This window comes from Thauera terpenica 58Eu (assembly GCF_000443165.1).
Classification (GTDB): domain Bacteria; phylum Pseudomonadota; class Gammaproteobacteria; order Burkholderiales; family Rhodocyclaceae; genus Thauera; species Thauera terpenica.
Genome location: NZ_ATJV01000103.1, coordinates 19180 through 44903 on the forward strand (window position 1 = coordinate 19180; position 25724 = coordinate 44903).

Below are 25724 nucleotides of genomic sequence, written 5' to 3' on the forward strand. Positions count from 1 at the left end.
TCTGTTAGAATTCGCGGCGCTCCGCGGGGGTCGGTGCACCGTGCACCAGTCGAACGGGGAGCCGCATATTAACGCGATCGGCCACGGCTGCCCACGCTTGGCGTGAAGCCCTGTCGACGCGAAATTCACCCTCTGACCCGAGCGTTTCATGTTTGGTTTCCTGAAGAAGAAGTTCGGCAAGACCGAACAGGCTGAATCCGGCCAGCCAGCGAGCGCCGATGGTGTCGATCAGGACTTGCGCGCCGACGCGCCTGCTGCGGTGGATGAAGCGCCTGCCACCGAATCCCCTGTCACCGCGCCAGCAGCTACCACGCCAGCAGCCCCTGCCGCGCCCGCGGCGACGGTCAGCGTGCCCGTGCCCGTGGCCGCAGCGCAGGTGCCTGACCAGCTTGCGGCCGAGGTCCCTGTGCCTGAGGTCACTGTGCCTGAGGTCGAGCAGCCCGCAGCGCTTGCGCTCGAGACCGAGGCGCCAGCGCCCAGGCGCTCCTGGGGGGATAGGCTCAAGGCGGGCCTGGCGCGTACGCGCCAGCAGCTGGGGGGCGGTCTGGCGAGCCTGTTCGGTCGGCGCAAGATCGACGAAGACCTGCTCGAAGAGCTCGAATCCACCTTGTTGATGGCCGATTGTGGCGTCGATGCCACCCAGCACCTGATCGATGACCTGCGCCGGCGCTGGAAGCGCGACCGGCTTGAAACCGCGGACCAGTTGCAGAAGGCGCTGGCCGACGGGTTGCACGCCATCCTCACCCCGCTCGAGCAGCCGCTGGTGATCGGCACGCAGCGCCCCTTCATCATCATGATTGCGGGCGTCAACGGCGCAGGCAAGACGACGTCGATCGGCAAGCTGGCGAAGTATTTCCAGAACCAGGGCAAGAGCGTCCTGCTCGCTGCGGGCGACACCTTCCGCGCCGCAGCGCGCGAGCAGTTGATGACCTGGGGGGCGCGCAACAACGTCGCCGTGGTGGCGCAGGATGGCGGTGATGCCGCAGCGGTGATCTTTGATGCGATCAGCGCCGCACGCGCACGCAATATCGACATCGTGCTGGCCGATACCGCGGGGCGACTGCCTACCCAGCTCCACCTCATGGAAGAGATCGCCAAGGTGAGGCGGGTCATCGTCAAGGCTGACCCCAGCGGTCCGCATGAAGTCTTGCTCGTGCTCGACGCCAATATCGGCCAGAACGCGCTCGCCCAGGTGAAGGCCTTCGACAAGACCATAGGTGTCACCGGCCTGGTGGTGACCAAGCTCGATGGCACGGCCAAGGGTGGGGTGCTGGCGGCGATCGCGCGCCAGTGCCCGAAACCGCTGCGCTTCATCGGTGTGGGCGAAGGCATCGACGACTTGCAGCCGTTCAAGGCGCGTGAATTTGTCGATGCGCTGTTCGAGCCCGCTGTGGGCTCGGCGCGCAAGGGCAAGGACGCAGGCGAGCACGCATGATCGTGTTTGACGAGGTGGCCAAGCGCTATGCGGGCGGCTATACCGCGCTGGCGGGTGTCAGCTGCGAGATCCGCCACGGTGAACTGGTGGTGCTGTCCGGCCACTCCGGTGCCGGCAAGAGCACCTTGCTGAAGCTGATTGCGGTCATCGAGCGCCCGAGCGCCGGGCGTGTGCTGATCAACGGCGAGGACGTGTCGCGCCTGCCCAGGTCGGCGATCCCCTATCTGCGCCGCAATCTTGGGCTGGTGTTGCAGGAAAGCCGGCTGTTGTTCGATCGCAATGTGTTCGACAACGTCATGCTGCCCTTGGTGATCACCGGCCATCCGCCGCGCGATGCCGGCCGGCGTGTGGCGGCGGCGCTGGAGCGTGTCGGCCTCGAGGGCCGTGGCAAGGAATTGCCGGCAGGGCTGTCGGGCGGCGAGCAGCAGCGCGTGGCGATTGCGCGCGCGATCGTCAATCGGCCGTCGATCCTGATCGCCGACGAGCCCACGGCTCACCTCGATCCGGCCTACGCGGCCGACATTGCGGACCTGTTTCGCTCCTTCAACGAAGCAGGCGTCACCGTGCTCGTCACCACCCATGATGGCGCCTTGTTCGCCGCCAGCCGGCCGCGGCGGCTGGTGCTCGCCGGTGGCCTGCTGATCGAGGACACGCGCCCCGATGGGCGTCCGGCGCAGGAGGTGGCGGCATGAGGAACTGGCTCTACCTGCATGCGCGCGCCATTGCCCATGCGCTGCGCAGCCTGCTCGGTCAGCCCGTCGGCACCGTGCTGTCGGCGCTGGTGGTGGGGATCGCGCTGTCGCTACCGGGCGGTGGCTACCTGCTGCTCGACAACGTCGCCGCGCTCGCGCGTGGGGTGTCGGGCACGCCCGAGATCAGCGTCTTTCTCGATACCGGAGCGAAGAAAGCTGACGCCGAAGCGCTCGAAGCGCGCCTCAAGGCCCTGCCCGAGCTGGCCAGCTACCGCTTCGTCGCGCGTGACGAAGCCCTGCAGCAGCTCGCCGCCAGCGGTCTTGGCGATGTGCTCGGCGGCATTGGTGACAATCCGCTGCCCGACGCCTTCGTGCTGAGTCCGCGCGGCGAAGATCCGGCGCTGTTCGAGCGCATGGCGAGCGAGATCGGCGGCTGGCCCAGGGTGGCTCATGTGCAGGTTGACTCGGCCTGGGTCAAGCGTCTGCACGCGCTGTTGACGCTGGGGCAGTCGGCAGTGCTGATGCTGGCGGGACTGCTCGGCTTCGCGCTGGTCATCGTCACCTTCAACACCATCCGTCTGCAGATCCTCACCCAGCGTCAGGAGATCGAGGTCAGCCGCTTGCTCGGTGCCACCGACCCCTTCATCCGGCGACCGTTCTACTGGTTCGGTGGCCTGCAGGGTGCGCTGGGCGGCCTGGTGGCCTTGGGCACGGTGTGGCTGGGCGTGCAGGCCCTGGGGCCGGCTGTCGCCCACCTCGCCGAGACCTATGGCGCGGTGTTCGTGCTCAGCGGTCCGGACTGGCGCGCTGCGCTCGCGATCGTCGCCTTCGCGGCCTTGCTGGGCTGGTTGGGGGCGGTCATCTCGGTGCGCCGCCATCTCGCGGGCGCTTGAATTTCAGGTGTTCGCCCCCACGTGGGTGTGATCGCCTGTCGCGATGTCGTGTCGCTGACGGGGTCTTGGCTGAAATGGCTGGTGATAGCAATTTACAATCAAGAGTATCTTGATTATCAATTAGAGCAATCTTTCCATCCGCTCTAAACTCCAATCCATCGAGTTTCAACTCGCTGTTTCATCAACCCGCCCGGAGGACTACAGATGTCATTGATCAATACCCAGGTTCAAGCGTTCAAGGCCCAAGCGTTCAAGAACGGCAAGTTCATCGAAGTGAGTGATGCCGATCTGCAAGGCAAGTGGTCCGTGCTGATCTTCATGCCGGCCGCCTTCACCTTCAACTGCCCGACCGAAATCGAGGACGCGGCCGATCACTACGCCGAGTTCGAGAAGGCCGGTGCCGAGGTCTACATCGTCACCACCGACACCCATTTCTCGCACAAGGTGTGGCACGAAACCTCGGCCGCCGTCGGCAAGGCCCGCTTTGCCCTGGTTGGTGACCCCACCCACAAGCTGACGCGTGCGTTCGACGTGCATATCGATGAAGAAGGTCTGGCCCTGCGCGGCACCTTCATCATCAACCCGGAAGGCATCATCAAGACGATGGAAGTGCACGACAACGCCATCGCTCGTGACGTGACCGAGACCGTGCGCAAGCTCAAGGCTGCCCAGTACGTCGCTTCGCACCCGAACGAAGTGTGCCCGGCGAAGTGGAAGGAAGGTGAAGCCACGCTGGCACCGTCGATCGACCTCGTCGGCAAGATCTGAGTCAGTCCTCGCACCGCCCGGGCCGCGAAGGCCCGGGCTGCTTGATCCGCAGCCGGCCATGAGCCGGCTGTGTTGTATCCGCAGCGCCGAAAACAGCGGCAATCGCAAACTGGAAAGGGAGAAACCATCATGCTGGACGCCAATATCAAGGCTCAACTGAAATCTTATCTGGAGCGGGTGACGCAGCCGATCGAGATCGTGGCGTCGCTGGATGAAGGAGCAAAGTCACGCGAGATGCGGGAGTTGCTGAACGACGTGGTCGAGCAGTCCGCCCTCATCACCCTGAGCGCAAGCACTGATCAGGCCAATACGCGCACACCTTCATTTTCGGTGGGGCCGAAAGCAGCTGGCAAGGAGGGGCGGGTACGCTTCGCCGGTCTGCCCATGGGCCATGAATTCACCTCGCTCATCCTCGCCTTGCTGCAGTCGGCGGGCTATCCGCCCAAGGTCGATGCGGACGTGATCGAGCAGATCCAGAGTCTGGAAGGCGAATACAACTTCGAGACCTATATCTCGCTGTCCTGCCACAACTGCCCCGATGTGGTGCAGGCGCTCAACCTGATGGCGATCCTCAACCCCAACATCCGCCACACCATGATCGATGGCGCCCTGTTCCAGGACGAAGTCGAGCAGCGCCAGATCATGGCGGTGCCCACGGTGTACCTGAATGGTCAGGAGTTCGGTCAGGGCCGCATGGAACTGGGCGAGATGCTCGCCAAGCTCGACACCGGCGCCGCGGCGCGCGATGCAAAGAAGCTGTCGGCCAAGGAGGCCTACGACGTGCTGATCGTCGGCGGTGGGCCGGCCGGCGCCGCGGCCGCGATCTATGCAGCGCGCAAGGGCATCCGCACCGGCATCGTCGCCGAGCGTTTCGGCGGTCAGGTGATGGACACGCTGGCGATCGAGAATTTCATCTCGGTGAAGGCCACTGAAGGCCCCAAGCTGGTGATGGCGCTCGAAGAGCACGTCAAGGAGTATGAAGTTGATGTGATGAACCTGCAGCGCGTGGTCAAGCTCGTGCCCGGCAGCGAAGATGGCAGCCAGCTTGCCGAGGTTCATCTCGAGAACGGCGCCGCGCTCAAGACCAGGACGGTGATCATCGCCACCGGCGCCCGTTGGCGCGAGATGAACGTACCCGGCGAGCAGGAATTCCGTGGCAAGGGTGTGGCCTACTGCCCGCACTGCGATGGTCCGCTGTTCAAGGGCAAGCGCGTGGCGGTGATTGGCGGCGGCAACTCCGGCGTCGAGGCCGCAATCGACCTCGCCGGCATCGTCGGCCATGTGACCTTGCTTGAGTTTGACCACGACTTGCGCGCTGACGCCGTGTTGCAGCGCAAGCTCTACAGCCTGCCCAATGTCAGCGTCCTCAAGAGCGCGCAGACCACCGAAGTGACCGGCACTGAAAAGGTCAATGGCCTGGTGTACAAGGACCGGACCTCGGGCGAGGCGCACCGGCTCGAGCTCGAAGGCATCTTCGTGCAGATCGGCCTGCTGCCCAACACCGACTTCCTCAAGGGCACGCTCGACTTGAGCCGCTTCGGCGAGGTCATCATCGACCCCAGGACGCAGACCTCGGTAGCGGGGGTGTTCGCTGCTGGTGACTGCACCACGGTGCCGTACAAGCAGATCGTGATCGCCATGGGCGAAGGCTCGAAGGCAGCGCTGTCGGCCTTCGATCACCTCATCCGCACGTCCGCTCCGGCCTGATGCCCTGAGCTGCTGGCGTGAAAGTGCCCCGCCGGGATCGCCCGTGCGGGGCATTTGCTGTTCAGGCCGTGGACGGCGGCTGAGCTTGGCGCCGATGGCGCTCTCCCCGTCCCTGTGTGTTGCTGTCTTCGATCCGGAGTCCTGCCGTGCTTTTCAACTGGTTCGAGCGTCGCGTCGACCCGTATCCCGACACCTTGCCGAAACCGGCTCCGAAGCGCTTCTTCCCGTTTCTGTGGGCGGGTACCGAGGGCACGCGCCCCTTCATCGGCGCCATGATGTTGCTGACCGCGAGCATCGGCGCGTTCGAGGCGCTGCTGTTTGCCATGCTCGGGCGCGTGGTCGATTGGCTGGCTGCGGTCGAGCCGGCGCGGCTGTGGTCAGAGGAAGGCGACAAGCTGCTGTTGCTGGCGGCCATCGTGATCGGCAGTGTGGTGCTGGTGGCGGCGCAGACCATGCTCAAGCATCAGGCCCTGGCGGGTAATTTCCCCATGCGCCTGCGCTGGAACTTTCACCGCCTCATGCTCGGTCAGAGCATGAGCTTCTACCAGGACGAATTCGCCGGGCGGGTGTCGGCGAAGGTCATGCAGACCGCGCTGGCAGTGCGTGACACCTGCCTGATCCTGACCGACATCCTGGTCTTCGTGGTCATCTACTTCGTCACCATGGTGGCGGTGGTGGCGAACTTCGACCTGTGGATGCTGCTGCCCTTTCTGGGCTGGCTGGTCTTGTACGCGCTCTCGCTGCGCTGGTTCGTGCCGCATCTGGCGAAGGTGTCGCGCGCCCAGGCCGATGCGCGCTCCTTGATGGTGGGTCGCATCACCGACGCCTACACCAACATCGCCACCGTCAAGCTGTTCTCCCACGCCGGCCGTGAGGCGGGCCATGCGCGCAGTGCGATGCAGGAATTCATGCACACCGTGCATGCGCAGATGCGCCTGGTGAGCGGCATCGAGATCATCAATCATGCGCTGTCGATGCTGCTCATCCTGGCCGCCAGCGGCACCGCGCTGTGGTTGTGGAGCCAGGGCCAGATCGGGGTCGGCGCGGTCGCGGCGGTGACTGCGATGGCGTTGCGCCTCAATGGCATGTCGCACTGGATCATGTGGGAGATGGCCTCCCTGTTCGAGAACGTGGGCACGGTGCAGGACGGCATCAACACCTTGTCGCGCGCTCATGCGGTGCTGGACAAGGCCGAGGCTCAGCCCTTGCGCGTGGCGCACGGCGAGATTCGCTTCGAGCATCTGGGCTTTGCCTACGGTGCCAGCGCGGCGCAAGGGCGCCCGGTGATTGACGACTTCTCGCTGAGCATCCGCCCCGGCGAAAAGATCGGCGTGGTCGGGCGCTCGGGCGCGGGCAAGTCCACCCTGGTCAATCTGCTGCTGCGCTTTTACGACCTGGAGCAGGGCCGCATCCTCATCGACGGTCAGGACATCGCCACGGTGACGCAGAATAGCCTGCGCGCGCAGATCGGCATGGTGACGCAGGACACCTCCTTGCTGCATCGCTCGGTGCGCGACAACATCCTCTACGGTCGCCCGGACGCGACCGATGCCGACATGATCTCGGCCGCCCGGCGTGCCGAGGCGCATGACTTCATCCTCGGCCTGAGTGATGTGAAGGGGCGCCGGGGCTACGATGCCCATGTCGGCGAGCGTGGCGTGAAGTTGTCCGGTGGCCAGCGCCAGCGCATCGCCATCGCCCGCGTCATGCTCAAGGACGCACCCATCCTGCTCCTCGATGAGGCCACCAGCGCGCTCGACTCCGAGGTCGAGGCCGCCATCCAGGCCAGCCTCTACGAGCTCATGGAGGGCAAGACCGTGGTCGCGATCGCTCACCGCCTGTCGACCATCGCCGCGATGGATCGCCTGGTGGTGATGGATAAAGGGCGTATCGTGGAGGAGGGCGATCATCGCAGCCTGCTGGCGCGCGGTGGGCTCTACGCCCGGCTGTGGGCGCGCCAGAGTGGAGGCTTTCTGGGCGAGGCGGTGGAAGGCGATGCCGCGCCCGCCGACCCTGGTTCAACGCAGGTTTGAGCGCGCGCCGCGCAAGACTTTGTTACCTGAGCACGCGCGCCTTCCGAGTTCTGGCCGGCTGACCTTGGATAGAATGTTGACATGGCCCCTTCCCCTGAGCCCTACGTCATGCCGTGCCATGGCGATGCCCGTCATCGACGCAGTGTGGTGCTCGTGTATGTGGTGGCGGCGCTCCTGTGTGGCGGGCTGTTGTGGGTCGAGTCCCTGCGCGTCGATCGGGCGTCGATGGCGGCCGCACGTGAGCGCGGGGCCGCGCTGTTCAGGCTGATCGAGGTGTCGCGCGACTGGAACGCGCGCCATGGCGGGGTGTACGTCCCGATCACGGCGGAAACCCAACCCAACCCCTATCTGAGCCATCCGCATCGCGACGTGCTGACCACGGACGGGCAGGCCCTGACCTTGATCGATCACGCGTGCATGACGCGGCAGATTTCCGAGCTGGCGCAGCAGGTCGAGGGCTTGAGCCTGCACATCACCAGCCTCAGGCCGGTGCGCCCGGGCAATGCGCCTGATCCCTGGGAGGCCGAGGCCTTGCGCGCGTTCGAACAAGGCGCGCCCGAGATGCTGGTGCTGACGCGCGACGAGCGTGGCCCGGTGCATCGCTACATGGCGCCGCTGCGCACGACCGAGTCCTGTTTGCAGTGCCATGCGGAAAAAAACTTCAAGGTCGGTGAAGTTCGTGGCGGCATCTCGATGACGATGCCGGCCGAGCCGCTGCTGGTGCTGCGCGATGCCCAGCGCTTGCGGGTGGTGGGGCTGTTTCTGGCCGCGTTTGCGCTTGCTTCCGGGCTCTTTCATTACCTGCTCGTCCTCACCCGACGCCATCTGCGTGCGATCGCCCGCATCAACGCCGAGCAGGAGAGACTCATTGTCCAGCGCACCAGCGAATTGGCCGCCAGCAACGCCGGGCTGGCGCGCGAGGTCGAGCAGCGGCGGCGCGATCAGCGTCAGCTGGCCACCAGCGAGGCACGCTATCGGGCGATCTTCGACAGCACGGCCGAGGGCCTCATGCTGATCGACGAAGAGGCCCGGATTGAGGAGGTCAATCCCGCCTTCACCACCATTACCGGGTACGAGGCAGAGGAGGTGCGTGGTCATGGCCTGGAGGTGCTGGGTGCGGGGCGTCACGATCAGGCCTTCTTCGACACCATCCGCCGCACCCTGGCCGAGCGCGGGCGCTGGCAGGGCGAAGTGTGGAACCGGCGCAAGAGCGGCGACGCCTACGTGCAGTGGATGTCGATCACCCGCGCCAGCCTGCCTGATGAGGTCGGCGCCTACGTGGCCACACTGACCGACATCACCCTGCGCAAGGAAGTGGAGGAGCGCATGCTGTATCGCGCCGACCATGACGCGCTGACCGGCATGCCCAACCGCGGTCTGTTCCAGGACCGGCTGGCGGCGGCGCTGGCTGCCTCGCACCGCACGCGGCAGCCCTTCGCCGTGCTGTTCGTCGATCTCGACCGCTTCAAGGCCGTCAATGACCGCCTTGGCCATCCGGCAGGCGACGCCTTGCTTATCGAGGCCGGGGCCAGGATTGCGGCCTGCGCGCGCGAGTCCGACACCGTGGCGCGCTTTGGCGGCGACGAGTTCGCCGTGATCCTGACCGAGGTGGGCGGCTTTGCCGAGGCCGAAGAGGTCGCGCAACGCATCTGTGTTGCGCTGGCAGCGCCTTTCATGCTGCCGCAGGGCGAAGCACAGGTGGCCAGCTCGGTGGGCATCGCACTGTCACCGACGCATGGCAGCGATGCCGCCACCCTGGAAGAGCATGCCGATCAGGCGCTGTACGTGGCCAAGCGCGGCGGTGGCAACCGCTGGTGCGTGTATTCGCCCACGGTCGCGGCCTCAGCGGCTGACAGGGGAAAAGGCCGCCGCCGGCACTGAGTGTGTACGACGCAGGCTGCTGCGCTCAGGTGCACATGAGGGTGGCAGCCAGGGCCTGCGGGCTGCTCGCCGCGCGCCAGTGCGGGGCCATGTGTGCGGGCTGCAGGCTGCCATAGCCCCAGGTGGCGGCGATGAAGGCCAGGCCGTTGGCATCGGCCGATTCGCCGTCTTCGCTGCGGTCGCCGATGTACACCGCGGTCGCGCGCGGGATGCTGCGCTCGGCAAGCAGGCGCGCGATCATCGTCGCCTTGTCGGGCAGACGCGGGGTGATCATGTCCAGTGCGTACACCGCCTCGAAGTATGCGCTCCAGCCCAGGTGCTGCAAGATCAACTGCGTCGGATGCAGGCGCTTGTTGGTGGCGATGGCGAGGTGCAGACCGCTGGCGGCCAGTTGCGACAACATGTCACTGACGCCCTCGTAGGCCGCCGTCTGCAGGTAGCCGGTGCTGTCATAGCTGGCCTTGAAGTGGCCCGCCAGTTCCTCCATCAGCGCGGGGTCGGTGCTGCCGGTCAGCAGCTGCAGGGTCTCGGTCAGCGCCGGGCCGACGATCGAGGCGTCGATCGGACGCACCGGCTCGCGCCCGGCTGCAGCGAAACTGTCGCGATAGCTGGCGAGGATGGCGGGCGCTGAATCGATCAGGGTGCCGTCGAGATCGAACAGGATGTGCCGGTGGGCTGACATGGGGGCTCGCGAGTGGTGTTGGAGAACCGCATTTTACGGGCTCGCGCATGCTTTTCTGCATGCTGCCACTTTCTCCACGGTGCAAGCTCTCGTGTTCGCGCGAAAATGGGCGCTCTCGGTTTCAAAGTCCCGGAGCTCCGTCCGTGCAGCCCTCGCCCGCCTCGCCTCCCCGCGGCAGTTCGATCAGGCGTTTCCTGCGCCTGGCGATGCCGTACTGGAGTGGTGAGCGCAGGTGGCAGGCGGGGGCGGCGACCCTGCTGCTGGTGTTGCTGACGCTGGGGCAGGTGGCGCTGGCGGTGTGGATCAGCTACTGGAACCGCGCCCTGTTCGATGCCCTGGAGGCACGTGCGATGCGTGCGGTGCTGGTGCAGGGAGGACTGTTCGTGCTCATCTTCGTGCTCACGATCGCCGTCACTGCGCTCCATCTTCACGTCAAGCGCTGGTTGCAGCTGGATTGGCGGCGGTGGCTGAGCCGACGTCTGCTCGACACCTGGTTGACCGAGCATCGTTTGTATCAGCTCGGTTTTGCCGCGGGCGACCACGACAATCCGGACGCACGCATCGCCGAGGACATCCGGATTGCCACCGAGTCAGCGATTGGTCTTGCACATTCCTTGCTGTTTTCGTTACTCATCCTCGGCAGCTTCACCGACATCCTGCTCCAGGTCTCCGGCAGCCTGAGCTTGCCGGGGACCGGAATCGTGGTGCCGGGCTATCTGGTCTGGCTTGCCGTGCTTTATGCCGGCATCGGCACCGTATTGGGGACCTTGCTCGGACGCCCCCTGGTGAAGGCCACCAATCGCCTGCAAACCTTCGAGGCCAACCTGCGCTACGGTCTGGCACGCGAGCGCGAACACGCCGAGTCGATCGCGCTCTTGCGCGGTGAGGCGGTCGAACGCCACCGCGCCGAGGCGCTGTTCGACGATGTGGGCCGGGGCTGGAATCGGCAGACCCTGAGCTATCTTGGCATCGTGTCCTTCTCCACTGCCTATGGCACCTTGCTGCCGGTGTTTCCGATCCTGATCGCGGCGCCGCAGTACATCGCCGGCGTGATGACGCTAGGCGTGCTGATGCAGGCGGCGCAGGCCTTCCAGCGCCTGACTTCGGCCTTGTCGTGGCCGATCGACAACCTGGGTGAGCTGGCTCGCTGTCGCGCGTCTACGGACCGCATCCTGAGTCTGTACGAGGACCTGCAGGCGCTAGAGCTCGAGCAGCGCACGCCTTCGCATAGCCGCATCGAAGTGCATAGCGACAGTGAACGCAAGCTCGTGCTGCGCGCACTGCGTCTTGCCGATCCCAGCGGACGCGTGCTGGCCGAGGACATCGACTTCGTGGTCCGCTGCGGCGAACGGGTGCTCATTGAGGGTGACCCCTCGGTCGCGCTTTGTCTCTTCAGGGCGGTCGCGGGCATGTGGCCGTGGGGGCAGGGTGAGATCGCGTTGCCGGCCGGACAGGAGATCGTCTTCCTGCCCCAGCGGCCGTATTTCCCGGACGGCAGCCTGAAGGCGGCGTTGAGCTATCCGCATGACGAGGCTGGATTTTCCCCTGCCGCAATGCGCCACGTGCTCGAATGTGTCGGTGCGGCCTGGCTCGCACCGCGTCTGGACGAGCGCGACAGTTGGGATCACGTCCTGCCGCTGCGGGCGCGTCAACGCCTGGCCATTGCGCGCGTGTTGCTGCAAGGGCCTTCCTGGGTGTTTCTGGAGGAGGCGACCAACGCCCTCGATCCGGAGGCCGAGCGCTTGCTGATCGAGCTCCTCCTGCGTGAGTTGCCCGACGCCACGGTCCTGCTGATCAGCTTTCGCAGCGACATGTCGCGTCACTTCACGCGCAGCCTGCGCTTGCAGCGTGTGCGCAACGAGCGTGCGCGCGACCTGTCACCGCATGCGTCAGCTGAAGCTTGACGGCAGCCAGCCGCGTTCGACGCAGGAGCGCAGGCTCCAGGCGGGTGTGGTCTCGGTGCGGTAGCTCCAGAAGAACCAGCCCTGGTACTTCTCGAAAGTCAGCAGCTGCGCGGCTGCATAGCCGCGGCTGGCGACATCTTGCTGGAAGCCGTCCATCTTCTCGAGGGCGTGATTGAATGGCCCCTCGGCCCACAGCGACACCACCTTCAGGTCCAGGCCCAGGCTCCATTCGCCGCACACGGTGGGCAGGCCGAGCTCGGTGATGATTGCATCGGCCTCGTCCTTCCACTCGCCGGCCGCTTTGCGCAAGTGGTCGTGGATGTCGGCATCGATGTCGCCGCGCTCGAAGCACTGATAGCGGTGGATGTCGAAGATGACGTTGCGGAAGGCCGGTGGCTGCATGAAGCCGAGAAATTCGCGAAACGAGCGGAAACCATCATGAAAGATCACCGCCACGCGCTCGGCTGGGCAGTGACGACGGATGCGTGCGTAGGCGTCAAGGTAGTAGGCCTTGATGTACTCGGTCGGCACATCCCAGCGCGGTTCGTTGAGGACCTCGATGGCGTGCAGGGCAGGATGGGCGCGATAGCGCTCGGCCAGGCGCTCGAGCACGGTGAGCGAGTGTGCGCGGTACTCCGGCCGGGTGTGCCACTCGCACACGTCCTTGATGCCGCCATTGTCGAAGCCGTTCTGGCAGCCGGGGGCGGCGTGCAGGTCAAGCACCACCCGTAGACCGCACTCGGCCGCCCACTCCATCGCCCTGTCGAGCACCTCGATGCCACCGCTGACGAAGGGGTGGCGCTGCTCGCCGTACTTGGGGTGGTAGGGGTAGTCCGGGCCGAAGATCCAGTGCCCGACCGGGATGCGCACTGCATCAAGACCGTGCTCGGCAATCCAGCAAAAGTCCTCACGAGTGATGAAGCTGTCCCAATGCGCGCGCAGGCGTTCGGCGGCACGGGGGCCCATCTCGGCACACCAGGTGGTCTCGTCGGTCGCCTGCAGGCCCTCGAACAGGCTAGGCACCATCCACTTCTCCAGCACCAGCCAGCTGCCCAGGTTGACGCCGCGCAGCTTAATTCCTGAATCGCTCATTTCTGCCTCCCGGGATCGGCCTCTTCATGCGCTTCATTGTGCGCTCCTCAACGCCTCCGTGTCGTGCTCACAGGGCTTGTTCGAGGCGATGGCGAGCTTGAGGCTGGGGTGGAGAATGGCAAGAGTTTCTGACCCGCGTGCGCGGGAGGCGGGGCATGCTGTATTTTCTGCTCCCGGCTGCCAGTGTCGTCCAGCGTGGCGCACGCTTGCTGCCCATGTGCGCTCTTCGAACCGGCTTCCATCCCCTTTGCACGAGTTCCCTTCACCATGCTCCCCCTCGAGGCCCGTTTAAAGTGGCTCATTGCCCAGGTCCAGCGCTATCCGGGCGTGGTCGCTGTGTTTGGTTTCGCGTCTGGCCTTGCAAGCTTCTTTCTGGTGGAGCGGCACGAGGCTTCTGCCCGCATCATCGCGCTGCTGATGTTGCTCGGTTGGCTGTGGCTGGTGCTGGAGCCGGTGTTGAGCGGCGTGCTGGCCAGACGCTTCGGCCTGCGCCTGCCGCCGGCGCTGCTGCGCTATGCGACGCAGATGATTCACCAGGAAAGCCTGTTCTTCACGCTGCCCTTCTTTCTTGCGAGCACCTCCTGGAACAGCGGGCAGGCACTGTTTACCGGCGGCTTGATCGTGGCGGCGCTGGTGGTGTTGATTGACCCCATCTATTACCAGCGCCTTGCGCCGCGGCGCTGGTTGTTCCTGACCTTTCACACCCTGACCCTGTTCGTGGTCCTGTTGGTGGCCCTGCCGCTGATCCTGCACGTGCCCACCGGCCGCAGCTACGAACTGGCGCTGGCCCTCGCCGTCGTGCTGGCCTTCCCCAGTCTGCTGGGGTCGATCACGGTGCCGCGGTGGTGGCGCGGGCTGCTGGTCGTGGGGCTGATGCTGATGCTGGCCGGGGTGGGCTGGCTGGCGCGGCTATGGGTGCCGCCGGCCACCCTGAGATTGACCGAGGTCGCGATTGCGACGGTGATCGACGATGACAATCGTGCGCCGCGCAACCGGCTGGAGGAAATAGATGCCGCGCAATTGGTCGAGCGCGGGCTATACGCCTACACCGCCATCAAGGCGCCGCTCGGGCTGCAGGAGCGCATCGAGCATGTGTGGCTTCACGAAGGGCGGGAGCTTGACCGCATCGCACTCGATATTCGCGGGGGGCGCGAGGAGGGCTATCGAGCGTGGACATCGAAGAAAAACTTCCCGCCGGCGCCCGGGGGGCGCTGGCAGGTCAGGGTGCTGACGGGTGATGGACGGATGATCGGCACGCTGCGTTTCCGCGTGCGTGAGACCGCTGCTGCTGCGCCCTGAGTCAGCTGGCTCAGGGCGCAGGCGTCTGGCTCAGCGTGTCAGCAGATGCGTTCCCACAGGCTCTGGCGGTCTTCGAACTTGTCCAGCTCGAGGCCCTTGAAGTCGCGCCGCGACAAAACGCCGACAACCTTGCCGTCCTCGATCACCGGCAGATGCCGATAGCCGCCATCGCACATCATGTGCAGTGCCTCGACAGCCTGCTGGTCGGGGGCGACGGTGTCAGGGTTGCGCGTCATCGCGTCTTCGAGCAGTGTTTCGGCGGGGTTGTTTCCGGTGCTGATCAACCTTACCGCGTCGCGTCCGGTGAAAATTCCCTTCAGATGACGCAGGCTGTCGGTGACCAGCACGGCGCCGACTCCTTGCTCGCACATGCGCAGGCAAGCGGCCTGCACGGTGTCGGTGGGGCGCAGCTTGACCAGGTACTGATCCTTCACGATGGTGGAGATCTTGCGGTTATGGCCGTTCATGGCACGCTCCTTTGATGAAGTCGGTTGATGAAGTCGGGGTAGCTGTCCACAGTGTGCGACAGACTGCGGTACTTGTCCTTGACATTCGTTAAGGGCTTGTCATTGAGCAGCTCAGCTGCGGGTCTCATCGTTGATTCAGGGCAGCAGGGCGGGCTCTTCCACGTCGGCTTTTTCGGTGCGGGAGTTCGCTGCGGGTTCGGCGCTGAGGGCGTGGCTGTGCTCACCCGTGTGGCGGTGTGTCCGGGTGGCGCCGGACGACATCTTTTGCAAGGCCCTGATGACTGTGCCCACGGCACCATTGGCAATGCCGTTGAGGGCTTGTTTTGTGGACGCTCCCTGAGTGTGGCGTGCTTCTCGTCCGCGCCCAGATCGGGCTTCAAACCCGCGTCTGGCGGGGGTAGGCTGTCGAGGATGAAACAGATCGACGCTTCGCCCGCTACCATTACCACGCCCCCGCCTGGCGCAGAGCAGTTCCCGCTCGCGCTGCGCCGGGTGGCGATCGACACCTACCGCGAGAACGTCGCCTATCTGCATCGCGACTGCGCCATCTACCGTGCCGAAGGTTTCCAGGCGCTGGCCAAGGTGGAGGTACGCGCCAATGGACGGCAGGTGCTGGCGACCTTGAACGTGGTCGATGATCCGCGCATCGTGCGCTGCGACGAGATCGGTCTGAGCATGGATGCGTTTGCCCAGCTTGGCGTGGGGAACGGTCATCCGGCGCAGGTATCGCAGGCCGAGCCGCCCAGCTCCATTCCCGCCCTGCATCGCAAGATTGCCGGCGAGCGCCTGACGCGCGAGGATTTTCGCGCTGTCGTGCGTGACATCGCCGAGCGCCGCTACTCGAAGATCGAGCTCACCGCCTTTGTCGTCGCCTCCAACCAGGGCGAGCTCGATCGCGAGGAGGTCTACTTCCTCACCGAGGCGATGGCGGAAGTCGGTCAGCGCCTGGACTGGCACGAGCGCGTGGTGGTCGACAAGCACTGCATCGGCGGCATCCCCGGTAACCGCACGTCGATGCTGGTGGTGCCCATCGTGGCCGCGCATGGCATGTTGTGCCCGAAGACCTCCTCGCGTGCGATCACCTCGCCGGCCGGCACCGCCGACACCATGGAGGTGCTGACCGAGGTCGAGCTGCCGGTCGAGCGTCTGCTCGAGATCGTGCGCGAACACCGTGGCTGCATTGCCTGGGGGGGCACGGCGCAGTTGTCCCCGGCCGACGATGTGCTGATCTCGGTCGAGCGCCCGCTGTCGATCGACTCGCCCGGGCAGATGGTCGCCTCCATCCTGTCCAAGAAGGTGGCCGCAGGCTCCACCCACCTGCTGCTCGACATTCCGCTCGGTCCCACCGCCAAGGTGCGCTCCATGCCGGAGGCGCAGCGCCTGCGCAAGCTGTTCGAGTTCGTGGCGCGGCGCATGAACCTGAGCATCGACGTCGTCATCACCGATGGTCGTCAACCCATCGGCGCCGGCATTGGTCCGGCGCTGGAGGCACGCGATGTGATGCGCGTGCTGGAAAATGACCCGCGGGCGCCGAACGACCTGCGCCAGAAGGCGCTGCGCCTGGCCGGACGCATGCTGGAGTTCGACCCCGACGTGCGTGGCGGCGACGGTTTCGCGATCGCGCGCGACATCCTCGATTCGGGTCGTGCATTGGCCAAGATGGACGCCATCATCCGCGCCCAGGGCGAAAAGCCCTTCGATCACAACGCGCCGCAACTTGCACGTCTGAGCTTCGAAGTGCTGGCCGATGCCCACGGCGTGGTGACCGCGATCGATAACCACCAGCTCGCCCGCATTGCGCGCATCGCCGGTGCGCCCAAGGTGCAGGGCGCGGGCGTGGACCTGATGCGCAAGCTGGGTGACGCGGTGGAGCGGGGCGGCGTGCTGTACCGGGTCCATGCCGACTACGCGGCCGATCTGGAGTTTGCCCGTCAGGCCTGCATGCGCGCCTCGGCTTACAGCATTGGCAGTGCGGACGAAGTGCCGCGTTTGTTTGTGGAGTTCTGATGAATACCCTGGTCTTGCACTTCGACGATGAAACGCAGGAGGCGGAGCGACTTGCGCGTGCCGCCGGTGTCGAGTGCGCAGTGATCGAGCGTCACCGCTTTCCTGATGATGAGCTGCACCTGCGCCTGCCGGCAAACTTGCCCGCGCGCGTCATCATCTATCGCAGCCTGCATCGTCCCAACGAAAAACTGCTCGAACTGCTGCTGGTGGCGCGTACTGCCGGGCGGCTGGGGGCACAGCACCTGACCCTGGTCGCGCCCTATCTGGCCTATATGCGGCAGGACGCCGAATTCACTCCCGGCGAGGCCATCAGCCAGCGCGTCGTCGGCGAGTTTCTCGCCGGCCTGTTCGACGCCGTCATTACCGTGGACCCCCACCTGCACCGCGTGTCTTCGCTCGCCGAGGCGGTGCCGGTGGCGCATGCACTGGCGCTGTCGGGCGCGCCCTTGCTCGCCGACCTTGTTGCCAGCCATCGCCCGGGAGCCTTGCTGCTGGGGCCCGATGCCGAGTCCGCGCAATGGGTCGAGCTTGCCGCGGCGCGCCATGGGTTTGACTTCGGCGTGTGCCGCAAGACGCGTCATGGCGACCGCGATGTCGCCATCGTGCTGCCTGAAGGGCTGGCGGTGGCCGGGCGCAGCGTCGTGCTGCTCGATGACGTGGCCAGCTCCGGCCACACCCTGGCGCAGGCGGCAAGGCTGCTGCTGGCGGCGGGTGCGGCAAGCGTGGACGCGGCGGTCACGCATGCCCTTTTTGCCCCTGGTGCGCTCGCCTTGATGAAGGACGCGGGGGTGGGCGAAGTGTGGAGTACCGACTGCATCATTCATCCAAGCAACGCGGTGAGCGTTGCCCCTGAGCTGGCAGCGGCCCTGCGCACCATCACGTCGCACTGAGCACCCCCGGCGGCGGTCTTTTCAGGCCTTGCGCACGCTCCGACCGGAATGCGAGCGTTCTCGCCGATGACTATCAGCGATCTTGATGCTAGCATCCTGAATCCGGCCCTGGCGGGAGCGCTTCTCGTGTCGACGCAGAACGCCTCCGCCGCGCACGGATTTCATGATCCAGAGCGAGGAGTAGCGTGAAGCAATCGGTGAGGACCGTGGTATTTGCCGACCTGACGGGTAGCACCGGTTTGTTCGAAACGGCGGGCAATGTCGTTGCCACGCGCATCATTACCCGCTGTACGCATACCCTGGGCCGTCACCTCGTGCTCGCGGGCGGGCAGTTGGTGAAATATCTTGGCGATGGCGTGCTGGTCCTGTTCGACAATACCCTTGCCGCGGTGGAAGCGGCTTCGCGCATGCAGCAGGTGCTGGCGGAGCAGGTTCCCGGCCTGCCGCAAGGTGGCGGGCTGGGCATCAAGACCGGCGTCGAGCGTGGCCCGATTGTCGAGCATGACGGTGACTGCTACGGCGACGCGGTCAATGTCGCCGCCCGCCTCAGTGATCGCGCCCAGGGCGGGGAGACGCTGATCGGCGAGGGCGCTTTCGATTGTCTGCCCGAGGCGCAACGGCTGGCCTGTCACAGCCTGGATCGCATCACCATCAAGGGCAAGGCTGAGCCGATGCCGGTGTGGCTGGTGGATTGGGCGCGTACCGCCGAGTCCACGGTGACCGCGCTGTTTGACTTCAATCAGTTGATCGAAGGCAATCATTGTGTGCAGCGCCTCGATATCCGCCGCATGGACCAGCATGTCGAGCTGCATCCGGGTGACGGGCCGCTCATCATCGGTCGCGGCGACAGCGTGGGTTTTGCGGTCGATGATCAGCGTGTGTCGCGGCGTCATGCACGTATCGAATGGACGGGCGGACAATGCACCTTTACCGATTTTAGCAGCAACGGCAGCTGGGTGCGTTTCGCCGGGTCGGCGGCGCCGGTGATTCTGCGCCGCGACAGCTGCGCCCTGTATGGCGAAGGTGAGATCGGTCTGGGTGCCCAGCTCGATGATTTCACCGCGCCCACGCTCAGCTTTCAGGTGATTGACGAAGCCTGAGTCTGCCAATCTACCCCATGCCGTGTGCTCGACCGCGCGTGCAAACCAAACCGCGGTAGTCCCCGATGCAACTTCTCCTCGCCTTGATCCTCATCTGGCCGCTGGCGCTGCAGGCGGCCGAGTGGACCAGTCGCCCCTTGCAGGAGCTGGCCGTTTTCGCCGAATTCCGTGCGCCGGCGGCAGTGGTCGCCGCCGATGAGGCGCGACTGGCGGCCGAGGTCGGCGCCCGCATTCTCGCCATGCCGGTACGTGCGGGTGAGGCGGTGGCGCACGGTGCCGAACTGGTGCGTCTGGACGACGCCAGTTACCGCCTTGAGCTCCAGCGCACTCAGGCCCAGCTGCGCCTCATCGAGGGGCGCATTGCGCTTGCCCGCGCCCAGCTCGAGCAGTCGCGCGCGCTCGCGCAGCGCGGCTTCATCAGCGCCGATGGCCTGCGCATCCGTGAAACCGAGCTCGAAGTGTTCATCGCCGAGCGCGATGCGGCCCAGGCGGCGCGGGCTGCCGCCGAACTGGCCCTGACCCGCTGCGTGATTCGTGCGCCTTTCGCTGGCGTGGTGCGTGAGCGCCACGCCGCGGTGGGTGAGCTGGCGGTACCCGGCACCGCCTTGCTCAGTTTTGCCGCCAGCGCCAATGCCGAGGTGCGCGCACAGGTGCCCGCTGCACAGGTCGCCAGTCTGCAGGCTGCAGCCGAGCTTGTGCTGCACGCCGGCGGTGATGCGCATGCCTTGCGCCTGCGTCGGGTCTCGCCCCTGCTCGATGCCGCCGGCCAGGTGCGCGAGGCGGTGCTCGACCCGCTTTCCCCGCTGCCGCCCGGCCTGGGCGGCGAGTTGCGCTGGCGCAGCGTGAGGCCACAGTTGCCGCCCGCTTACGTGCAGCAACGCGATGATGTGCTCGGGGCCTGGGTCGAGCGTGAGGGCGCGCCGGTGTTCGTCGTGCTGCCACAGGCCCAGGCCGGGCGCGCGGTGACGGTCGATTGGCCGCTGGCGACCCGCGTCATCGACGAAGGGCGCTTCACCCTGTCGCCGCAGGCGGCGCGATGAAGGGGCTCTACGGGCGGCTGATCGACAACCACCCGCTCGCCAACATCGCCTTCCTGATCGTGCTGCTGGGCGGCATCGCCAGCTACCTGAGCCTGCCGCGCGCGCAGGACCCGGAGATCAACTTCAATTGGGTGAGCATCGTCACCGCGCTGCCGGGTGCATCCGCCGAGGACGTCGAGCGCGAACTGACCGGCCCGCTCGAAGATGCGATCAAGCAGGTGAAGGACATCCGCTTCGTGTCTTCCTCCAGTCGCGAAGCGGTGTCATCGATCCTGGTGCGCTTCGAGGAGATTTCCGAGCGCCAGTTCGACAAGCGCGCCAACGATCTGCGCCGCGAGATCCAGAACAAGGCCTCGGCTGAATTGCCTCCCGATGCAACCGATCCGCAAGTAGTTGAAATCACCAGCTCGAATGGCTTCCCGACCGCCATCCTCGTGCTCCACGGTGCGGCGGGCGAGGCGCTGCGTGCGCAGGCTTTTGCGCTGAAGCGCGAGATCGAGGGCCTGGCGGGGGTGGATCAGGTGATTGCAGCCGGCTTCGACGAGCCGGAGCTGCATGTCGACTTCGACCCGGGGCAACTGGCGGCGACCGGGCTATCGCCAATGCAGCTCGCTGATGGCGTCGCGGCCTGGTTTCGCAACACGCTGGGCGGACGTATCCGCGTGCAGGACCGCGAATGGCTGGCGCGCCTCGAAGGCAAGACGCCAGACCCGGAACAGCTCGCGCAGGCGGCCATCATCACGCCGCAGGGGCGGGTGGCGCTGGACGAAGTGGCGCAAGTGGCGCGCGGCCACGAGCGCTCCGGACAGCTCGTGAGCTACAACGGCGAGCCCGCGGTGATGCTGTCGATCACCAAGCAGGCGCGCACCAATACCTTGCAGCTGGTCGAACGCCTGCAGGCGCATGCGGTGCAGCGCAATACCTTGCTCGCTGCGCAAGGCATGCGTCTGACCCTGGTCGACGACCAGACGCATGCGACGCGCAGCGCGATCTCCATCATGGAGTCGAACGCGGTGTTCGGCCTGCTCGCGGTGCTGGCGACGTGCTGGCTGTTCCTGGGCTCGCGCCTGGCCGTGCTGATCGGCCTGGGTGTGCCTTTTGCGCTGGCGGGCACCTTCATCGCCGTCGACCTGGTGGGCAACACGCTCAACCTGACGGTGCTGCTGGGGGTGGTGATCGCGCTCGGCATGCTGGTCGACGACGCGGTGGTGATCGTCGAGTCCATCTACTACCGTCTGCAGCGCGGTGAGCCGCCGCGCAGCGCGGTGATCAACGGCATCAGCGAAGTGGGTCTGCCGGTGCTGGCCTCGGTGCTGACCACGATCGCCGCCTTTCTGCCCTTGATGCTGCTGCCGGGCATCCTCGGTGACTTCATGTTCATCGTGCCCTTTGTGGTCACCGTCGGCCTGCTGGTGAGCCTGCTCGAGGCCTACTGGATCATGCCCACGCACATCCTGATCCTGGGTCTGGACAGTCGCCGCAGTCGCCTGCAGCCCTGGCGCGAGCGCTTCACCCGCAGCGTACGGGTCAAGTATGCGCGCCTGCTTGTTACCGTGATGCGCCGCCCCAAGGCGGGCATGGCGGTGCTGGTGCTGGTGATGGCCGCCGCCGGTGGGGCGCTGGCTTCGGGCATGGTGCGCCTGGAGTTCTTCGCCTTCGACCCCATACGCCTGTTCTATGTCAGCGTTGATATGCCTGCAGGCGTCACCCTCGAGCGTAGCCTGGACGAAGCCCAGCGCGCGGTACGTGTGGTGGAGGACGCGTTGCCGGCCAGTGAACTGCGTGCGGTCGCCGCCTACTCCGGATTGAAATTCTCCGACACCGAACCAGTGTACGGCGACCAGTACGCGCAGGTGCTGGTGTCGCTGCTGCCGCGCGGCGATGGCATGCGCGACACCGGCGACATCATCGCTGCGCTGCGCCCGCACATCGAAGCCCTGAATGGCGAGGGGCGTTTTTCCTTTCTCGAGCTCAAGGGCGGGCCGCCGACGGCACGGCCGGTCAGCGTCAAGGTGAAGTCCGACGACTACCCGCAGCTGCGCGCGGCCGCCGATGCGATGCTGGCCGAGGTGGCGCGCCTGCCCGGGGCGAAGGACATCACCGACGACGACGTGCCCGGGCGCAACGAGCTGCGTCTGCTGTTGAACCGCGAGAAGCTCGCCCGCGCCGGGGTCGCGCCGGGTGAGGTGTCGCGTCTGCTGCGCTTGTATGGCGAGGGCGAGATCGTGGCCACCACGCGCGCGGCGGGCGAAAAGATCGAAGTCGTGGTGCGCGCACGGCCGGAGAACTTTGTCGATGTCACCGAGCTGCTGCAGCGCACGGTGGCGCTGGCCGACGGCCGTCAGGTGCAGCTCGGTGAGCTGGTCGACCATGAGCTGCGCCTGTCCAAAGGCTACATCCGCCACTATCAGCTCACGCGTGCGATCACCGTCGAAGCCGAGCTCGATCGCACGCTCATCGACACGGTGAGCGCCAACGATCGTCTGAAAGCAGCCTGGGCCGCGCTGCAGCCACAGTTCCCGGGCGTGGAGCTGGACTTTTCCGGTGAGTTGGAGGACATCAACGAAAGCCTGAATGCGATGGGGCGCCTGTTCGCGCTCGGGCTCGGCCTTATCTACCTCATCCTCGCGGCGCAGTTTCGCAGCTACTGGCAGCCGGTGATGATCCTGGTCACGGTGCCCCTGGCCTTCACTGGCGTGGTGTTCGGCTTGCTGCTGTCGGGCAATCCGCTGTCGCTGTACACCTTGTATGGGGTGATCGCGCTCACCGGCATTGCGGTCAATTCGGCGATCGTGCTGATCGATGCCGCCAATGAGCGCCGCGCCGTGGGCATGAGCGTGCAGCACGCCATCATCTATGCGGCGCGGCGGCGCGTGGTGCCCATCCTGATCACGTCCACGACGACGATCGGTGGCCTGTTCTCGCTCGCGGTGGGCCTGGGAGGCAAGTCCTTGATGTGGGGGCCGGTGGCGGCGAGCATCGTGTGGGGCCTGGGTTTCTCCACCGTGCTCACCCTGTTTGCGATTCCGCTGGTGTATCGCCTGGCCTTGCAACGCAGGACTTGAGCACGCGCCGGCTTGCCGCGGCTGGGCCTGTGTCGCTATGCTTGGCGGCTTTGGTGGCGGTAGCCAATGGAATCTGCTTTCCGCCGCGGCGCCCGCGAGGGCGTGCGCGACTTCCTGCCGATCTCGGTCGGTCTCCTGCCCTGGGCCGTGGTGACCGGCATCGCCATGCGCTCGATCGGTCTGACCGAGCTCGAGGCGCTGGGCATGAACCTGCTGGTGTACGCCGGCACCGCCCAGCTCGGCGCCTTGCCGCTGATCGCCGCGGGCGCGCCGCTGTGGCTGATCATGCTCACCGCGCTCGCCCTCAATCTGCGCTTCGTCATCTTCAGCGCGGCGATCGCGCCGCTCTTTGCCGGGCGGCGCTGGAGCACGCGACTGCTGTCGAGCTATCTGCTCGTCGATGGCGTGTTCGCGATCTGTGCCGACAAGGCCGTCACCAGCGATGACCCGCAATGGCGCTGGGGCTATTACATCGCGCCCTCGGTGTTCAACTGGCTGGTGTGGCAGCTGTTCGTGGCCGGAGGTGTGTTCGGCGCCGAGTTCGTGCCCAGTGACTGGTCGCTGGAGTTCATGGTGACGATCGCGCTCATGGTGCTGGTGCTGCCCATGTTGCGCAGCCGACCGATGCTGGTCGCGGCGCTGGCGGGGGGACTGGGGGCGGTGTTGCTGCGCGGGCTGCCCTTGCGCCTGGGCGTGGTGGCGGGCATCGCCATCGGCATTGCCGCCGGGTTTGCGGCCGAGCACTGGCAGCAGCGTCGGGAGGCAGCATGACCGAAGGTCTGTGGCTATGGCTGGCGTTTGTGCTGATGTCGATGACGACGATAGGCACCCGCGGCAGCTTCATCCTGCTCGGTGAGAAAGGACGCCTGCCCTCTGCCCTGCAGCGCGCCTTGCGCTATGCACCTGCGGCGGCGCTGTCGGCGCTGGTGTTGCCCGACCTGCTGCTCGACGGCGCGACGGTGTCGCCCTTCAACCCCAAGTTTGCCGCCGGTGTGGTGGTGGTGGTGGTGGCGCTGCGCTGGCGCAATCCGTGGCTGCCCTTCGTGCTCGGTATGGGCGCGCTGTTGATGATGAGAAAAGGGCTGGGCTGGTAGCTTTCGCGACCTGCCCAGCCCCTGGCGGCTGCGTACCGCGAGGCCGGGCCCAATCGGGCGTGCGGGCTCGCGGTGGGAGCGCAAGGCTCAGCTTTTCTTCGCTACGCCGTGCTCGTCGCCGGCTTCGATGGCGGCGGTGTTGTCACTGATGATGGACAGGTCGCGCTGGCCACGCTGGGCGGCGTTCGGGCGCTCGATCAGCCAGTACAGCACCAGGCCGATCACCACCGCATAGACGGTGGCTTTCGGGTCTGGCATCGCCAGGGTGACCGCAACGATGCCGGCCACGCCGCGCTCGGTCGAGCCCTTCAACTCTTCCATGCCCACCATGATGCAGATGTAGGCGGTCAGCACCAGGGTCAGTGACAGCGCGATCGGCAGCACGGGCTTGAACACCGACACCAGCGGCAGAATGAAGATCGCGATCAGGCCGGTGATCCAGAACGTGCCGCCACCGGAGTAGATCGAGTCCATCGCCTTGCGACCGAGGGCGTAGCGCTCGGCCACGGTGGCGTGCGCAGCGGTCCACAGCGGACCGGCAAGACCGGGCCAGGGTGCGAGCAAGGCGTGCAGGCCATTGCGCAGAGCGGTCACGAGGTGAACGCGGGTGACGTCGAGCTCGATCTTTTCATCCTGACGCAGGTGGTCGACGCGCTTGCACAGGGTGAAGCCGACGACGATGTCGCCGAAGGCAATGACGTAGGCAATGATCGCGGTGGGGATCGCGAGCAGGAACATGTCCATGCTGGGCATGCCCACGTTGAACACGAGGTAGTTCATCATCAAGCCGAAGTCGGGCTGGGTGATGCCCCACTGGACGTCGGGCAGCGGATACTCACCGATTGCCCAGCCCACCATCATGGCAATGAGCATGCCGGGAATCATGCCGAAGTTCGAGATCATCTTGGCGATGCGGTTGTGCTCGACGATGTGCTTGAACGACAGCGAGAACAGGATGTAGGCCGACACAATCGAGCCGATGAGCAGTGAGATCGGGGTGTTGTCGATGCGACCGCCGGTTTTCAGCTCACCCATCATGGCCGCGATGCCCGCGCCGATGATGATGCCGCTCTTGAGCGAGTTCGGGATGATGGTGACCAGCCTGTTGCCCAGGCCGGTCAGGCCAAGGAAGAGGAAGATGATGAACACCTCGAGCTGGAGGGCGAACATCGCCTTCACCGCCTCAGGGCCGGGCTCGAAACCCTGCAGGTAGAGCAGCACGACCGGGATGGCGGGTGTGATCCAGCCCGGCACCAGGGGAACGCCGAGCAGGGCCGGCAGCAGGTAACCGACGCCAGCGATGACGCAGAAGGCCAGCGCAGCCTCATAGGGCATGCCCAGGTACTTCATCAACAGCGGAATCATGCCCAGGCTGACGACGAACATGAACAGGCCCTGCATCATCTCCGGGAATTCCCAGCGGTAATGGATGAAGGGCAGGCGGATCTTCAGCGGGCCGAGCGGCCAGTAGGGATGCTCGGCACCGTATTGGCGTTCAATTGCCATCATTGACTCCAGGTGTTGTTGTTTTGGACACAGGGCTTGCCCAGGGCAGAACAGCAGCCGGCAGGGCGGCTAGGGCACGGCTTTGGCCCGGCGCGGAGAATGACAAAACATCGTGTCGCCAATTGCGCCGCAATGTACTCAATCTTGTCCGGCGCTTGCGGGCGCTGGA

At 65.8% G+C, this 25724-nt stretch carries 20 protein-coding genes; 16 read left to right on the top strand and 4 right to left on the bottom strand.

The window, feature by feature from the left end; all coding sequences use genetic code 11:
• Positions 1-148 precede the first annotated feature (148 nt).
• The 7 genes from ftsY to M622_RS37210 all read left to right on the top strand — a co-directional run bounded on the left by ftsY (position 149) and on the right by M622_RS37210 (position 9409).
• Complete coding sequence (gene ftsY / locus M622_RS37180; RefSeq protein ID WP_021250803.1) at positions 149-1435, top strand: signal recognition particle-docking protein FtsY; 1287 nt, start codon at positions 149-151, stop codon at positions 1433-1435.
• Positions 1432-2127: a cell division ATP-binding protein FtsE gene (locus M622_RS37185; RefSeq protein WP_021250804.1), complete on the top strand. Its 696-nt coding sequence runs from the start codon at positions 1432-1434 to the stop codon at positions 2125-2127. The genes ftsY and M622_RS37185 overlap by 4 nt, the downstream gene beginning before the upstream one ends.
• Positions 2124-3020: a permease-like cell division protein FtsX gene (gene ftsX / locus M622_RS37190; RefSeq protein WP_021250805.1), complete on the top strand. Its 897-nt coding sequence runs from the start codon at positions 2124-2126 to the stop codon at positions 3018-3020. The genes M622_RS37185 and ftsX overlap by 4 nt, the downstream gene beginning before the upstream one ends.
• Before the next feature lie 204 nt (positions 3021-3224).
• Complete coding sequence (gene ahpC / locus M622_RS37195; RefSeq protein WP_021250806.1) at positions 3225-3788, top strand: alkyl hydroperoxide reductase subunit C; 564 nt, start codon at positions 3225-3227, stop codon at positions 3786-3788.
• A 129-nt stretch (positions 3789-3917) separates the two neighbouring features.
• Entirely contained in the window at positions 3918-5495 is a 1578-nt protein-coding gene (ahpF, locus tag M622_RS37200; protein WP_021250807.1) for an alkyl hydroperoxide reductase subunit F, read from the top strand.
• Positions 5496-5641: 146 nt separating this feature from the next.
• Positions 5642-7528 (top strand): ABC transporter ATP-binding protein, encoded by a 1887-nt coding sequence (locus tag M622_RS37205; protein WP_021250808.1) that lies wholly within the window; start codon positions 5642-5644, stop codon positions 7526-7528.
• 81 nt (positions 7529-7609) lie between these two features.
• A complete protein-coding gene (locus M622_RS37210) occupies positions 7610-9409 on the top strand; it encodes a diguanylate cyclase domain-containing protein (protein WP_245543106.1) in 1800 nt (599 codons plus the stop codon).
• A 25-nt stretch (positions 9410-9434) separates the two neighbouring features.
• Here the strand turns inward: M622_RS37210 and M622_RS37215 are convergent, their stop codons facing one another.
• On the bottom strand, positions 9435-10091 hold the full coding sequence (locus M622_RS37215) for an HAD family hydrolase (RefSeq protein ID WP_021250810.1): 657 nt from the start codon (positions 10089-10091) through the stop codon (positions 9435-9437).
• 143 nt (positions 10092-10234) lie between these two features.
• Between M622_RS37215 and M622_RS37220 the strand changes: the two genes are divergently transcribed.
• Entirely contained in the window at positions 10235-11995 is a 1761-nt protein-coding gene (locus M622_RS37220) for an ABC transporter ATP-binding protein/permease (protein ID WP_021250811.1), read from the top strand.
• Here M622_RS37220 and M622_RS37225 read toward each other — a convergent pair.
• Positions 11981-13087, bottom strand: coding sequence for a glycoside hydrolase family 5 protein (locus M622_RS37225; RefSeq protein ID WP_021250812.1), 1107 nt, complete (start codon positions 13085-13087; stop codon positions 11981-11983). The two genes, M622_RS37220 and M622_RS37225, sit on opposite strands and share 15 nt — an antisense overlap.
• Positions 13088-13354: 267 nt before the next feature.
• On the opposite strand from M622_RS37225, the gene M622_RS37230 reads away from it, so the two are divergent.
• A complete protein-coding gene (locus M622_RS37230) occupies positions 13355-14386 on the top strand; it encodes a DUF5924 family protein (protein ID WP_021250813.1) in 1032 nt (343 codons plus the stop codon).
• Between the two features lie 38 nt (positions 14387-14424).
• On the opposite strand, the gene M622_RS37235 is transcribed toward M622_RS37230, so the two are convergent.
• On the bottom strand, positions 14425-14853 hold the full coding sequence (locus tag M622_RS37235; protein ID WP_021250814.1) for a CBS domain-containing protein: 429 nt from the start codon (positions 14851-14853) through the stop codon (positions 14425-14427).
• A 411-nt stretch (positions 14854-15264) separates the two neighbouring features.
• Here M622_RS37235 and M622_RS37240 point away from each other — a divergent pair, with 411 nt between their 5' ends.
• The 7 genes from M622_RS37240 to M622_RS37270 all read left to right on the top strand — a co-directional run bounded on the left by M622_RS37240 (position 15265) and on the right by M622_RS37270 (position 24049).
• On the top strand, positions 15265-16860 hold the full coding sequence (locus tag M622_RS37240) for a thymidine phosphorylase family protein (protein WP_021250816.1): 1596 nt from the start codon (positions 15265-15267) through the stop codon (positions 16858-16860).
• On the top strand, positions 16860-17750 hold the full coding sequence (locus M622_RS37245; RefSeq protein ID WP_021250817.1) for a ribose-phosphate diphosphokinase: 891 nt from the start codon (positions 16860-16862) through the stop codon (positions 17748-17750). The genes M622_RS37240 and M622_RS37245 overlap by 1 nt, the downstream gene beginning before the upstream one ends.
• 185 nt (positions 17751-17935) lie before the next feature.
• Entirely contained in the window at positions 17936-18850 is a 915-nt protein-coding gene (locus M622_RS37250; protein ID WP_021250818.1) for an adenylate/guanylate cyclase domain-containing protein, read from the top strand.
• 65 nt (positions 18851-18915) lie between these two features.
• On the top strand, positions 18916-19890 hold the full coding sequence (locus M622_RS37255; protein WP_021250819.1) for an efflux RND transporter periplasmic adaptor subunit: 975 nt from the start codon (positions 18916-18918) through the stop codon (positions 19888-19890).
• A complete protein-coding gene (locus tag M622_RS37260) occupies positions 19887-22955 on the top strand; it encodes an efflux RND transporter permease subunit (RefSeq protein ID WP_021250820.1) in 3069 nt (1022 codons plus the stop codon). Before M622_RS37255 ends, M622_RS37260 begins: the two co-directional genes overlap by 4 nt.
• A 66-nt stretch (positions 22956-23021) precedes the next feature.
• Positions 23022-23726, top strand: a complete 705-nt coding sequence (locus M622_RS37265; protein ID WP_021250821.1) for an AzlC family ABC transporter permease — start codon at positions 23022-23024, stop codon at positions 23724-23726.
• Positions 23723-24049, top strand: coding sequence for an AzlD domain-containing protein (locus M622_RS37270; protein WP_021250822.1), 327 nt, complete (start codon positions 23723-23725; stop codon positions 24047-24049). Before M622_RS37265 ends, M622_RS37270 begins: the two co-directional genes overlap by 4 nt.
• A gap of 87 nt (positions 24050-24136) precedes the next feature.
• On the opposite strand, the gene M622_RS37275 is transcribed toward M622_RS37270, so the two are convergent.
• Positions 24137-25555: a solute carrier family 23 protein gene (locus tag M622_RS37275; RefSeq protein WP_021250823.1), complete on the bottom strand. Its 1419-nt coding sequence runs from the start codon at positions 25553-25555 to the stop codon at positions 24137-24139.
• Positions 25556-25724: the final 169 nt, after the last annotated feature.